Source organism: Dokdonella sp., assembly GCF_049593775.1.
GTDB lineage: Bacteria > Pseudomonadota > Gammaproteobacteria > Xanthomonadales > Rhodanobacteraceae > Dokdonella.
In genome coordinates this window covers 1-13,457 of the sequence record NZ_JBAWHJ010000123.1, presented here as the reverse complement: position 1 = coordinate 13,457, position 13,457 = coordinate 1, and the positions used below count along the sequence as shown (strand labels likewise).

Sequence of the window (13,457 nt, the reverse complement as noted above, 5' to 3'; positions counted from 1 at the left end):
CTCACAGGTCCGGCAATACGCCCTTGATCCAGTTCATCGGCACGCTAGGGACGTCAGCTGCCGGAGACTCGACGGAGTTGGAGAATCGACCAGCGCTGCGGGCCTTGCAAGAGCAGCAAAAGGTCATTGTTCGCAACTACTCGAGTGACGCTGGAATTTCCCCGGGGCGACGAGCCGAGATGGCCAGGATCGGCATTTGCTCGCAGGCCACCTTACCCATTGGCACCCCCCTATGGGGCGTTATGGGGCTCTACGCGAACGAGCCGCAGGCGTTCGACGAAGAGGAAATCGACCTGCTCCAGCATCTGACCGACGAGATCGACTATGCCGTGGAGTTCATGGCCAAGGGCGAGAGACTGGAATACCTCGCGTACCACAATCCGGTAAGCGGCCTTTACAACCGTCTGGCTTTCCTTGCCAGGATCCCTGATCTGGTCAAGAGCCCCCTGGTCAGCATTGCCATCCTGGATATCAACCACTTTTCCGCGATCAACGAGTCGCGCGGCCGAGCCTTCGGCGACCGGCTTCTTCAACAGGTTGGAAAGCGCTTGTGCGAACTGGTAGACGAGAACACCCTGGTAGCACATACCGAAGCTGACTCGTTTGCCCTTGCCTATCCAGGCAGCGGGAACGCCGACTCCGAAGGCAGCAGGCTTGAGAACATGATCCGAACGTTCTCACGGCAGCCGTTCACCCTGGATGACGAAGAAATCCGCATTGATCTGCGCGGCGGCCTGGCCATGATGCCGGAGCACGGCGAAACAGCCGAGGCAGTTGAGCAAAGCGCATTGACAGCGATGTTCGAGGGATCCCGACGTGGCGTACAGGTTCACGTCTTCAACGAGGAGCTTCGGGGCCGAGCTGCGCGACGACTTGCGCTGGAATCCGACTTGCGGCGCGCGCTCGAGAATCTGGAATTCGAGTTGTACTACCAGCCGAAGTTCCATGCCGCCACACACCGATTGGTCGGTGCCGAAGCACTCTTGCGCTGGCCTCACCCCGAGCGTGGAATGATATCGCCGTCGGAGTTCATCCCGATACTCGAGGAGTCCGAAATGATCGTGCCAGTGGGTCGCTGGGTGATGCGCGAAGCATTGCGCACTGCCCTGTCCTGGCGCGAACGGCAAGCAGACCTGCGCATTGCGGTCAACGTTTCGTCGCGGGAGCTTCGCCATAGTCGTTTCATCGAGGAGTGTACCGAGCTGCTCCAGGAGCACAGCGAAAACCAGCCGCTGGACATCGAAGTCACCGAAAGCCTGCTCATGGATGACATCGGACAAAGCATGACCATATTGCAATCGGTGCGAGAACTGGGCTGCCGGATCGCAATAGACGACTTTGGAACAGGCTATTCGTCGCTGAACTACCTCGCCCGTCTACCCGTGGACATGATCAAGATCGATCAATCCTTTGTTGCCCTCATGACGCAAAGCCCGGAGTCCATGGGCCTGGTTACCAACATCATCAATCTGGCCCATTCGCTATCGCTGCAAACGGTGGCTGAAGGCGTCGAGGAAGAAGAGCAGATGAAACTGCTGCGCTTGCTGAGATGCGATCAACTGCAGGGCTACCTCCTCGGCCATCCGCTACCGGAAGAGGAGTTTGCCCGACGCTTCATTCCGGCCCTCGACTAGCCCCACCCAGGCCGACCATGAATCCCTGACCTCGGCTACTTCGTCAAATGAAACACAATCATTCTCCCCGGTCTCCTTGCTGACAGGAGTTGCGGGTCCGACCCACTGCTCGGGAAACAGGCCTGATCATCGAGCCGGACCCTGGGTGGATTGCTACTCCTGTCCTATCGGATGCCCTGACGACCCGGCATCCCGGCAGGCACGAAATCGATACACCCCGATCGTTCCGGAAACCGGTCATTCAGCCCTGCAGTAGAGTCGTTGGCATGCAATGGCCGCTTCCGTGTCAATCTGGGCGGACGCAAGAACCACGGCCATTCGAATTGCCCATGCAGAACCGGATGGGCATGAAAAAAATCTTCAATTCGCGGATCATGTCGCCGCTACCAGGGAAGTTGATAATCATGTGGCGTGCTCGTGCACCCGCTTGCCGGCTTCCTCCTGCGTTTCGCGCTGCCCTTCTCCAATCGATGTGACCCATGGACGTTCCAAACGGCTTGACCGCGCATGAGTGCTGAAAACCCCTCTCCGCATACACCGCTGATGCGGCAGTTCTTCGCAGCAAAGCAGGCGCATCCGGATGTGCTCATGTTCTTCCGCATGGGCGATTTTTACGAACTCTTCTATGACGATGCACGCAAGGCTGCACGCCTGCTGGACATCACCCTGACCCAACGCGGCTCGTCGGCTGGTGCGCCGATCCCGATGGCGGGCGTGCCCTACCATGCTGCAGAAGGCTATCTGGCGCGCCTCGTGAAGCTTGGCGAGTCCGTGGCTATCTGCGAGCAGATTGGCGATGCCGCACAGGCGAAGGGGCTGGTCGAGCGCAAGGTGGTGCGCATTGTCACGCCTGGCACGGTCACTGATGAGGCGCTACTCGAGGAGCGCCGTGACAACTTCCTGCTGGCCATTGCCGCAGGCAACCACGGCTATGGGCTTGCTTGGGTCGATCTGACCACGGGCCGATTCCTGCTTGGGGAGGTCGAAGGCGCCGAAGCGCTGGCGGCCGAGCTCGCCCGACTTCAGCCAGCCGAAACCCTGGTCGCCGAGGATGTCGCTTGGCCCAAGGTCGTCTCCAGCCTGAAGGGTTTGCGCAAGCGCGCACCCTGGCATTTCGATCCAGAGTCGGCGCAGCGCGAGCTTTGTCGTTTCTTCGGTACACGCGACCTGTCCGGGTTTGGCCTGGAACCCGATCAGTTGTCGATCGGTGCGGCAGGCTGCCTGCTCGGCTACGTCGAGGAGACACAAAAATCCTCCCTGCCCCATCTGACAGGAATGGCGGTCCAGAGCGCCAACGACACCATTGCCCTTGATGCCGCCACCCGGCGAAATCTGGAACTCGATTTTCATGCCTCCGGCAATCGCGATTTCACCATGCTTGGCGTGCTCGATACTTCGGTCACGCCCATGGGTGCACGGAAGCTGCACCGCTGGTTGAACCGCCCGCTGCGAGACCGCGAAACGCTTGATCGCCGCTACCAGTCGATCGAGTCCATGATGGACAGCGGTTGTGTCGAAGGTCTGCGCGAGGAACTGCGCGGCATCGGCGACCTGGAGCGCATCCTCGCACGCGTTGCCTTGCGTTCGGCGCGACCACGTGATCTCTCGACCTTGCGTGACGGGCTGGCGCGCACACCCGCCTTGCGTGAACGCTTGAATGGAACTGACAGTCCGTTGTTGCGCGACTTGCTCGATCGCATCGGCGAACACGCCGAGACCGCAGCCCACCTGATCGCGGCAACCGTGGAGCAACCACCGGCCCTGCAACGTGACGGGGGCGTGATCCGAAGCGGTTTTGACGCGGAGCTCGACGAACTGCGCGCGCTGGCCACGAATGCCGACCAGTTCCTTATCGATTTCGAGGAGCGCGAAAAGACTGCAAGCGGAATACCGACACTGAAGGTCGGCTACAACCGCGTGCATGGCTATTACATCGAGATCAGCAAGGCCCAGGCGGAAAAGGCCCCTACGCACTACACGCGAAGGCAGACGATCAAGGGTGCCGAACGCTATATCACCGAAGAGCTGAAAACGTTCGAAGACAAGGTGCTCTCCGCTCGTGAGCGCTCGCTAATGCGCGAGCGGGCAATTTACGAAGGCCTGCTCGATTACCTCGGCGAGCGCCTTGGTGAACTCAAGGTTGCCGCAGGCGCCATCGCCGAACTCGACGTCCTCGCCTGCCTTGCGGACAGGGCTGATGCACTTGACTGGAGTCGCCCTACCCTGACCGAAGCCAGCGGCATCCATATCGAGCGCGGACGTCACCCGGTGGTCGAACAGGTCCGCGACGAGCCCTTCGAGCCCAACGACCTTGTTTTCAACGACACGAGGCGGATGCTTGTCGTCACCGGTCCGAACATGGGCGGCAAGTCAACGTACATGCGCCAGAACGCCTTGATTGTCCTGCTCGCGCACATCGGCAGCTTCGTGCCGGCGGCGAGGGCGGAAATCGGTCCCATCGATCGCATTTTCACGCGTATCGGTGCAGGCGACGATCTCTCGCGAGGCCAATCGACCTTCATGGTCGAGATGAGCGAGACAGCCAATATCCTTCACAACGCCAGTGATCGCAGCCTCGTACTGATGGACGAGATCGGCCGAGGGACCAGCACTTACGACGGCCTTGCCCTCGCCCAGGCATGCGCCAGTCATCTGGCTACGAACAATCGTGCGTTCACCCTGTTCGCGACGCACTATTTCGAACTGACCCGACTGCCGGAGTCCCATGAAGGCATCGAGAACGTTCACCTCGATGCGGTGGAATATGGCGATCAGCTCGTCTTCATGCACGCGGTCAAGGAAGGCCCGGCCAACCGCAGCTTCGGATTGCAGGTGGCGGCGCTGGCCGGGTTGCCCAAGTCAGTCATCGATGATGCCCGCACGACGCTTGCCCGCCTCGAATCCGAAGGAAACGCGACGGCACCTGCTTTGATATCACCAGGCAGCGGAACGCCTCAACTCGGGCTTTTCGCCCCGCCTGCGCCATCGCCGATCGAGGAATCCGTACGCGCGCTGGATCCGGATTCGATGAGTCCTCGCGACGCACTGGAAGCGCTCTACCGCCTGAAGAAAATGCTCTGATGCCGAACGTGAAACCGACGGACCACGGGATGCATGTCGACATCACGAAAGATGCCATCTCCACGCCGGATTCGCCACGGGCAGGCTATCTGCCCTACGTCGACGGACTTAGATCACTCGCCGTCATCGCGGTGATTGTCTATCACCTGCGTGAATCGTGGCTGCCGGGTGGTTTTGCCGGTGTCGATGTCTTCTTCGTCATCTCGGGCTTCGTCGTCAGCGCCTCGGTAAGCCGCTGGAACCAAGGCGGATTGCGTGATCTGCTTGCCTACTTCTATGCACGGCGCATGCAACGCATCGCACCGGCCCTGATCGTCTGCCTGCTTGCAACCAGCGTGGCGTCGACGCTTTTTATCCCTTCCGCCTGGCTCAGCTCCAGCAATGACCTCACCGGGCTATTTGCATTTGTCGGATTGAGCAACTTCTACCTGGCAGCCAACGACGAGAACTATTTTTCTCCTTCAACGGATTTCAATCCGTTTACCCATACCTGGTCATTGGGCGTGGAAGAACAGTTCTATCTGCTGTTCCCCCTGTTGTTTTTCGCCTGGACCCGCGGCGGTCGCTGGCGTCAGTTGTCGCTCGGGCTTTTCGGCCTCGCCCTGCTGGCGTCTCTGGGTGACGCCTGGCAACGGTCCCAGAGTGACCCGGGTGCGGCGTTCTACCTGATCACTACTCGATTCTGGCAGCTGGCCAGTGGTGTCCTGCTATACCTGTGCATGCCGGAGAGTCGCGATCTGCCACGTCCACCAGGTGCACGCGGCTGGATGTACGGAACCGGTGCTGCGCTGTCCTTCGCATTGCTCGCCTGGTCGTTCTGGAGCTCAAAACCGCTTGAATTTCCGTACCCCGGCGGCTGGTTGCCGGTGCTGGCAACGCTCGGCCTGCTCGGCTTCCTGTATCGGAGCGGCCCACGATCACCCTTGTCCCGCGTGCTCTGCACCGCGGCAATGGTCCATGTTGGCAAGCGCTCGTACTCCCTGTATCTGTGGCATTGGCCGGTGCTCGTACTGATGCGCTGGACCAGCGGAATCGATACCCTCGTTTTATTGGGAGTCGCACTTGCGCTGACAGTCGCTTTTGCCGAACTGTCTTATCGCTATGTGGAAATGCCACTACGCTATTCCTCGGATTTGCGACAATGGCCACGGACCCGCGTCGTTGCGGCCGGTCTCGCCGCCATCGCGGTGTCAGCCACGCTTTCCCTGGGCATGATCAAGGGAAAAACGTCGCTCTCACTCAGCACCGTCATGCAGAACGCCGAGGACTGGTATCCGGAATCGATCAAGCATCTGCCAGATCTCCCTGAGTGCATGGTCGCCAAGAGCAACTTGCGCAATGGACTGGCGCATGCACGGATCTACTCGCGATCAGGTTGTGCGGATACGTCGACATCGGCGCCAGATATCTACGCGCTCGGTGATTCACATGCGCTTGCATTCGTGACGATGCTGACCGAATACACCTTGCGCACCGGCGCGACGGTCAATCTGTACCCGAACGATGGCTGCAGCTATGCGAACCTGCGATCCGGTACCGAAAGCCAGACTTGCGCTGATCAACAGCAGGCCATACTCGAGGACATCTCGACACGTGCAAAACCGGACGACGTACTGTTTCTCGCCGCCTTGCGCCTGAATCGACTGGGCTATCAGGATGGTTCTCCAGCAACGGCGAACGCCCTCTACTCGCTGAGCGGAGCGCCAGCCGAGCAAATTCGACGCAATGCCGAGCTCTCCGTATCAGCGCAACTGCGTCCGCTTGCCGAAGCGGGTATGCGCGTTGTGTTTGAAGCACCCCAACCGATGCTCCCAGCCCCTGCATTTCGGTGTTCGGACCCATTCAACTCTGCCAATCCGGTTTGCAGCAATGGGCTTTCGATAATGCGCTCTACCCTCGAAACCTATCGATCCCCTGTCATGGCAAGCCTTGGACGACTGTCGCGGCAGGTAACAGGCGCATCGATCTGGGATCCGTTTTTCCTGCTCTGTCCAGAATTGAAGTGCACGGCTGTCCTGGAGGGGCGTCCCGTCTTTTTCGATGGCGATCACATCAGCGGCTACGCCAATCGACTCCTGTACCCGTCATTTTCGGAATTCATTCTGCAAGAGACACAGCACGATTCCAGCCGCTAGATCCGTGAATTCGGCTGAGCCTGCGTTCGCGTCATGACAACGTGATCAGGCCCACGCAGTCACGACGGACACCTTGAAGCCCGCACAGCGGAGCTTTCCGAGCAACACTCACTCGCCCCTGCATCGCGCAGCATCAGGATCGCCGGGTGTGCGGGAGCAACTTATTGCGCCAGTGCGCGGGATGCCGCCTCACGAGCCGCGGAGAATTCTTGTGCCATGCGTTGCTGCAGGTCGTGAACCTCGGGTGTAGCCTGCAATGGTGCCAACCGCGGGTCATACAACAGTTGCCAGCGATCGCGGTATCCGGCGTCATAGGCTTTTTCAAGAGCCTTGACCGCCTCTTCAAGATAGCCGTTTTGTCCAGCCACCAGCGCTTCGAGCATATGACGCCGCACCCCTGCAACTGACTGCTCGATGGTCATCGTTGCAATTCGCAGCAATGGCTCACCCCAGCGCTGAGCCTGCTCCTTCTCACCCGCCGCTTCCAGCGCCACCACCAGCAGGCTTGCCGGGTCCATCAGCTCGTGATTGCTCTCCAGCTGATCGGGCGGTCCGGCAGCCTGGCTCAACAAATCCGCAGCAAGTTCCGGATGTCCAGCGCGCAACTGGACCATGCCGGCCAGGGAAAGCGTTTCCCTGTTGCTCACGCTGAATGGATGGGTCGCAATGTCGGCAACCACCTCGACCATGGCCGGAAGCAACTCGGTCCCTCCCCTTCGAAATTCGATCCATTGCAAAGCGGTGGCTCGATCCTGCGAGCCCTCGGGTAGGCGCATCGCGAGCGATCTGGCTGCATCGAAATCCTCGATCTGCATCAGCACCCGCAACATCGCGTGGATATTGGCTGGCCCTTCGGGATCGGTCCGCAGCGCATGTCGTGCAGCGGCTATGGCTGCCGCATAGTTTCCCCGTACGAGCTCGATGGAGGAAACTGACCGAAGCAGCGAAGCGTTATCGGGAGTGATCGCAAGAACGCGCTGAAGCTGATCCAGAGCGCCCTCGGGATCACCGCCGTTGAACGTGAGCTCTGCCAGGTTGACGTTGATCACAGGCTCCAGCGGGTTGATCTCGACGGCCTTGAGCAGGACCTCACGCTTCTTGTCCATCCTGCCGGTGCTGCCGTAGACAGTCGCCAGCCACATCGGCGCCATTTCGTAGCGCGGATCGAGTTCCATCGCCTGTTCGAGGCTGCTCTGCGCCGCCTTGTACTGACCGGCTGCCATGCGCAAAAGCCCGAGTGATGCCCAGGCTTCGCCCAATCGGGGACCCAGCACTACCGCCCTGACCGCTGCAGGCTCGGCAAGCTGGATAGCGTCTGCATCCGAACGCCGGCCATAGTCGGCTTGCAGAAGGTAGGTATCCGCCAGTCCTGACCACGCTCGTGCGAAATCCGGATCAAGCTCAACCGCACGCAGGAACATGGTCTCGGCCAGCGCCAGCGATGCTGCTGTCCGCTGGCGCCATGCCTCGCGGCCCTTGAGGTAGGCCTGCAAGGCTTCCGGGTTACCGGTATTGGCTTGCGCCGGTGCCTCCGCCGCAACGCCTTCGATTCGCGACGACAATTCGGCGGAGATGGACGCGGCAATTTCATCCTGCAGGGCGAACAGATCCTGATCGGATCGCTCGTAGGTATCGCTCCAGACATGGAATCCGTTGCTCGTATCGATCAGCTGCGCCGTGACTCGAACCCGTCCTGTAGCCTTGCGCAAAGACCCTTCGAGCAACCAGCGCACGCCCAACTGCCGACCTAGCGCACGCATGTCTTTTGCGAGTCCGCGCAATGCGAACGATGAGGTCCGTGATGCCACACGCAAACCCGGATTTCTCGCCAGCCGGTCAAGCAACTCCTCAGCGATTCCATCCGCAAGAAACCCCTGGTCCGCGCCTGGACTGAGGTCATCGAATGGCAACACCCCGACCGAGTTCGAGGGTGCCGCGCTTACCCCGGCTTCCACGACGGACTCGGAGCTGGCACTACCGAGTCGCAGCTTGGCCGGCGCGTAGACGCCATACAGCCACCAGGCGCTGCCGCCGACAGCCAGGAGCACCATCGCAACCGCAAACGCCGCACCCGCATGACCCGTGACGCCACGCTCGCGGGTGACGCCCCGCCTTGAGACATCAAAGAACCAGGAGATGACCAACACGACCGGGAAACCGAGCACGACGCCAAGCACGGTCCAGGTCAGCGCCCAGGGTGGAAGATCGAGCGGCTCGAACGTGATCTCGGCAACCTGCAGGATGATCCAGCCGACCACGGCATAGGCAATGCCGGCACGTACCACGCGACGACGCCTCAGTTCTGCCCAGGTTTCACGGAGTAGCGAGCGCTGCATCATCATCCAGTGTGAAAAAGCATCTCAGGGCAAGGTCGCGGTGGCGACCCGCATGAGCCACATGGACCCTGCCCTTCGGAGCCAGAATTGCCAATTCCGACGACACGTCCTTGCGGATTTCCAGCCGGGCGCAATCCATTCATGACGAATGGTACACCGACGCGTTTCAGGGACCCGCCCGACACGCCGCAGATCCCTCTGCGCCGACGACTACCCTCGACTCTTCTTGAAGTCTCGCAATAGACGCCTCGAGTGCTTGTCGGGGCGTGAAGCCGGGTGATCCAGCCCGGCACCCGTCAATCTTCTCTGTTCTCTTGCCCTTTCGCGTGCGGCAATGCTTTCCGCGGTCTCTTCGTACATCGACTGCGCCTGCGACGCTGGGCCGCGTTTCGCGCTCAATCCGAGCACAACGACTTGCATGCGCTCAATACCCCGCACTACGCCGAGTCGATCTCCCACGTGCACCGCGCGAGACGCCTTCGCGGCGGTGTCGTTGACTACGATCTTGCCGCCGTCGATGGCCTGCTTGGCCAGGCTGCGCGTCTTGAAGAAACGTGCAGCCCAAAGCCACAGATCCAGTCGAACACCTGCTGTTTCAGTTTCAACGGCCATCGGCTGGCGTACGCGAACTTCTAGAATTTGATCTTGCCGCGCAACATGTCCCAGTACATGACCCAGTCGCCGATCAGGCTGTATAGCGGATGCTTGAACGTAGCCGGCCGATTCTTCTCGAAGAAGAAATGTCCGACCCAGGCAAACCCGTAACCCAGTACGGGCACCAGCCACAGCCACATCGGATTGCCACGCACGATGGCGGCGACCAGGACACCAATAACCAGTGAAGTTCCGACGAAGTGCAGCCGCCGGCAAGCCTGGTTGGCATGCTCGGAAAGGTAGTAGGGATAAAACTCGCGAAAATTCGAGAAGTGTCTTGCGCCTGGTTCTTCAGCCGTGGATTGGCTCATCGTGATTCTCCGGAAACCTTTCCGTAGCGGGACACCAGCATACGACCCCGAGCGAAAAGACGAAACCGGCGTGAAGCGGTCTGGCTACCTGTCTGGCAGGGGAATGAACTCGGTTTCGCCCGGGACTTCGCCAAATCGACCTGCCTGCCAGTCCGCTTTGGCCTTGTCGATGCGGCCCTGGTCCGATGCGACGAAATTCCACCAGATATGGCGTGAACCATCGAGCGGATCGCCGCCAATAATGATCACGCGTGCCGTATCTCGCGCAACGATCAAGGGCAAGCAGTCGGGCTGCAGGACGAGCATGTCATGTACGGAAAACGATTCGCCATCCAGCTCGATCTGCCCGTCAACGACCAGGACAGCGCGCTCGGCATGTTCATCCGGAATGGCCAGTGATCCACCGTCCTGCAACTCGACATCCAGGCAGAACATGCGCGAGTGAACCGGCACAGGGGACTGGCGGCCGGATACTTCGCCGGCAACCAGTCGAATGCGCGTGGATCCATCGAACCATTCCGGAAGCAGTTCGGCCGCATGATGCGAAAAGGATGGCTCGACTTCGGCATCCCTCGTCGGCAGGCCCACCCAGAATTGCACGCCGTGAACTCGATGCCCGGCAGAGCGCTCCGGTTCGGGGGTGCGCTCGGAATGCACCACGCCGCAGCCCGCTGTCATCCAGTTGACCGCGCCGGGCCGGATATCCTGGACAACACCCAGGCTGTCACGGTGGGTGAAAACTCCATCGAACAGATAGGTCATCGTGGACAGGCCGATATGCGGATGAGGGCGCACATCGACGGCGTGACCGGGGGCCAATTCGACGGGACCGACATGGTCAAGGAAGACGAATGGCCCCACCGTACGCCGACGCGCCGACGGCAACATGCGTCGCACGACAAACCCATCGCCAAGGTCGTGCTCTTTCGCTTCGATCCGAAGATGCCCGGAATTGTTCATCGACACGCTCCAATGCTGAAACAGCGCAAAAATGGTTGCGCGAGCGATCGGCTCGCCTCACCAGGCCCGAGCATATTGTTTGGGCGGCTCGATCGTAACCCCGAGCTCAGCGGCAGCGCGCCTTGGCCAGTATGGATCCCGCAACAGTTCACGGGCCAACTGAACCAGATCAGCCTGTCCTGATGCCAGTATCGACTCGGCCTGCCGTGCCTCGGTAATCAGTCCGACCGCACTGGTGGCGATGCCAGCCTCCTTTCGAATTCTCGCCGCGAACGGCACCTGATAGCCTGGGACCGCATCAATGACCTGATCCTCGGAGAGCCCACCGCTGGAGACATCGACAAGATCCACGCCCCCGGTTTTCAACAGCCGCGAGAGTTCGATACTTTGCTCGATGTCCCAACCACCCTGCACCCAGTCGGTGGCTGAAATGCGCACCAGCAACGGAAGCGATTCGGGCATGGCCGAGCGAACCGCTGCAACGATACTCCGGGTCAGTCGTATCCGGTTCTCAAAACTTCCGCCCCACTCATCCGTGCGCAGGTTGCTCAACGGTGAAAGGAATTCATGTAGCAGATAGCCATGCGCGGCATGTATCTCGATCAGTCGAAAACCGCTGTCGACAGCACGGATGGTGGCCAACCGAAACGCCTCGACGACAGCGTTGATACCATCCGAATCGAGCGCCACTGGCTCGGGATACCTGGCCGAGTAGGCTAGCGCGGAGGGTGCAACCGGAATCCATCCGCCCTGATCCGGACCCACTGTACGTTCCTCTACCCATGGTGCCGCCGTGCTGGCCTTGCGCCCGGCATGGGCGAGCTGGATTCCGGCAACGGCGCCGTGATCGGCGATGAACGAAGTGATCCTGGCCCAAGCGTCTGCCTGGGTCTTGTTCCACAGCCCCGTGTCTTCGGGCGAAATCCGGCCAATGGCTTCCACCGCAGTGGCCTCGGCAATCACCAAGCCTGCGCCACCGACAGCGCGGCTTCCCAAATGGACCAGATGCCAGTCCTGCGGCACACCTTCAACAGCCGAGTATTCGCACATCGGCGACACCACGATGCGGTTTCTCAGGTGCACGGAGCGCAGGCTATAGGGTTCAAAAAGTTTCATGCAATGCCCCGTTGGTATTGAAGAGTCCGCAAGTGAGTTCAAGCCGCCGAGACCGCTGGCGAATCAATATCCGGTTCAATCCGGCGTTCGATCCAGTTTGCAATCTGGCTTGCCACCGGAGCAGGCTCCTTCATCCAGGAAAAATGCGTGGCCAGTTGATTGTCGAAATCTCCGGCCTGCAAGCCGATCCTCTCGATGGAGGCGTTGCCGAATTTCCCAAGCAACCAATCGCGGGATTCGGGCGGACACAGCGAATCGTCTTCAAGCTGGATGCTGAGAAAGGGCTTTGCATATTCACCCATGCGCTTCTCGATCTCGATTTCCCCGGAATACGAAGCGTATAGACCCGTGCGTGCACTGCGAACCCAATCACGCATCAGGGTCCGTGCTTCGGTGCCGGCAAATCCGACGCGTTTTCCCGGGTAGTAGCCGCATACGGCAGTCAGCATGTGCACGGCCAGCGGGATCAGGCGCATCAGCCAGCGCCTGCGGGAAGGAAACGTCTCCAGGTACGGTGAACCGGAAGCGACCATCGCGATCGCCGAGGTCCGCGACGGGCTGGACGCCGCGTGCAGACAAGCGAATTGCCCGCCGATACTGTGACCCGCCACTATCCATCGAACTTCTGGCAGAGCCGAGCGAGCCGCTTCGAGACTGGCCGGGATATCGCACTCGAGCAGCTCGCGATAGCCCCAGTCACACTGACGTGACGCGCGCATGTTGCTTGAACCGGCGCCACGCCATTCGTGCACGGCCACACTCACCCCGGTCGCGGCAAGTGCCCCCGCAAACGCCTGGTAGTGACGTGCCGAGACGCCGAGTGCAGGCAACCAGAGCAATCCAAAGCGCGCACCCGGGGCTTCAGTCAGGCAGAGATCGGCTTCGGCCCCGTCGCTGGCGCAGACACGGAGGGCCCGCACTTCAGGCAGGCCGGAACGCGCATACGCCGGAATTCACAGGCCGGGAACCTCAGCGACGACCGCCGCGCGCCGGACGCGCGCTGGCCAGGCCGACACGCAAGGTGCCGCCGTCCTGGAAACTGCCATCGAGGCTGGCAATGGCGGCACGCGCCTCATGCCCTTCCATGGCCAGCTCGGCAAAGCCCTTGCACTCGTTCTTGAATGGATCCATCGCCATCTTGAGCTTGTGGACGCGCCCAAACTTTTCAAACATTTCGTTCAGGGACGTTTCGGTCATGCTGCGCGGCAATCCACGCACATTCAGGGTAAT

The 13,457-nt window shown here is 60.6% G+C and carries 10 protein-coding genes; 3 read left to right on the top strand and 7 right to left on the bottom strand.

Annotated features, from left to right (window positions below; all coding sequences use genetic code 11):
• From WBP53_RS04010 to WBP53_RS04000, 3 genes are all read left to right on the top strand, one after another.
• Positions 1-1,634 (top strand): bifunctional diguanylate cyclase/phosphodiesterase (locus tag WBP53_RS04010; RefSeq protein WP_423926179.1); only part of this gene is annotated, 1,634 nt, incomplete at its 5' end.
• Positions 1,635-2,141: 507 nt separating this feature from the next.
• Complete coding sequence (mutS, locus tag WBP53_RS04005; protein WP_423926177.1) at positions 2,142-4,715, top strand: DNA mismatch repair protein MutS; 2,574 nt, start codon at positions 2,142-2,144, stop codon at positions 4,713-4,715.
• 8 nt (positions 4,716-4,723) lie between these two features.
• Positions 4,724-6,850: an acyltransferase family protein gene (locus WBP53_RS04000; protein WP_423926175.1), complete on the top strand. Its 2,127-nt coding sequence runs from the start codon at positions 4,724-4,726 to the stop codon at positions 6,848-6,850.
• 161 nt (positions 6,851-7,011) lie between these two features.
• Here WBP53_RS04000 and WBP53_RS03995 read toward each other — a convergent pair whose 3' ends face one another.
• From WBP53_RS03995 to WBP53_RS03965, 7 genes are all read right to left on the bottom strand, one after another.
• Positions 7,012-9,192 carry a tetratricopeptide repeat protein gene (locus tag WBP53_RS03995; protein ID WP_423926173.1) on the bottom strand — a complete coding sequence of 727 codons (2,181 nt, stop codon included), beginning with the start codon at positions 9,190-9,192 and terminating at the stop codon, positions 7,012-7,014.
• Between the two features lie 204 nt (positions 9,193-9,396).
• Entirely contained in the window at positions 9,397-9,798 is a 402-nt protein-coding gene (locus WBP53_RS03990) for an RNA-binding S4 domain-containing protein (RefSeq protein WP_423926171.1), read from the bottom strand.
• Positions 9,799-9,818: 20 nt separating this feature from the next.
• Positions 9,819-10,151 (bottom strand): Mpo1-like protein, encoded by a 333-nt coding sequence (locus WBP53_RS03985; protein WP_423926169.1) that lies wholly within the window; start codon positions 10,149-10,151, stop codon positions 9,819-9,821.
• A gap of 84 nt (positions 10,152-10,235) precedes the next feature.
• Entirely contained in the window at positions 10,236-11,111 is an 876-nt protein-coding gene (locus WBP53_RS03980; protein ID WP_423926167.1) for a pirin family protein, read from the bottom strand.
• Between the two features lie 57 nt (positions 11,112-11,168).
• On the bottom strand, positions 11,169-12,227 hold the full coding sequence (locus WBP53_RS03975; RefSeq protein ID WP_423926165.1) for an NADH:flavin oxidoreductase/NADH oxidase: 1,059 nt from the start codon (positions 12,225-12,227) through the stop codon (positions 11,169-11,171).
• Between the two features lie 38 nt (positions 12,228-12,265).
• A complete protein-coding gene (locus tag WBP53_RS03970) occupies positions 12,266-13,147 on the bottom strand; it encodes an alpha/beta fold hydrolase (protein ID WP_423926163.1) in 882 nt (293 codons plus the stop codon).
• Between the two features lie 49 nt (positions 13,148-13,196).
• Positions 13,197-13,457, bottom strand: a 261-nt coding sequence (locus WBP53_RS03965; RefSeq protein WP_423926161.1) for an RNA recognition motif domain-containing protein, incomplete at its 5' end; no start/stop codon positions are given.

Excerpts from the sequence above, each read along its gene's own strand:
- WBP53_RS03990 (WP_423926171.1), bottom strand. The coding sequence starts at position 9,798 with ATGGCCGTTGAAACTGAAACAGCAGGTGTTCGACTGGATCTGTGGCTT.
- mutS (WP_423926177.1), top strand. The coding sequence starts at position 2,142 with ATGAGTGCTGAAAACCCCTCTCCGCATACACCGCTGATGCGGCAGTTC.
- WBP53_RS03985 (WP_423926169.1), bottom strand. The coding sequence starts at position 10,151 with ATGAGCCAATCCACGGCTGAAGAACCAGGCGCAAGACACTTCTCGAAT.
- WBP53_RS03995 (WP_423926173.1), bottom strand. The coding sequence starts at position 9,192 with ATGATGATGCAGCGCTCGCTACTCCGTGAAACCTGGGCAGAACTGAGG.
- WBP53_RS03975 (WP_423926165.1), bottom strand. The coding sequence starts at position 12,227 with ATGAAACTTTTTGAACCCTATAGCCTGCGCTCCGTGCACCTGAGAAAC.
- WBP53_RS03980 (WP_423926167.1), bottom strand. The coding sequence starts at position 11,111 with ATGAACAATTCCGGGCATCTTCGGATCGAAGCGAAAGAGCACGACCTT.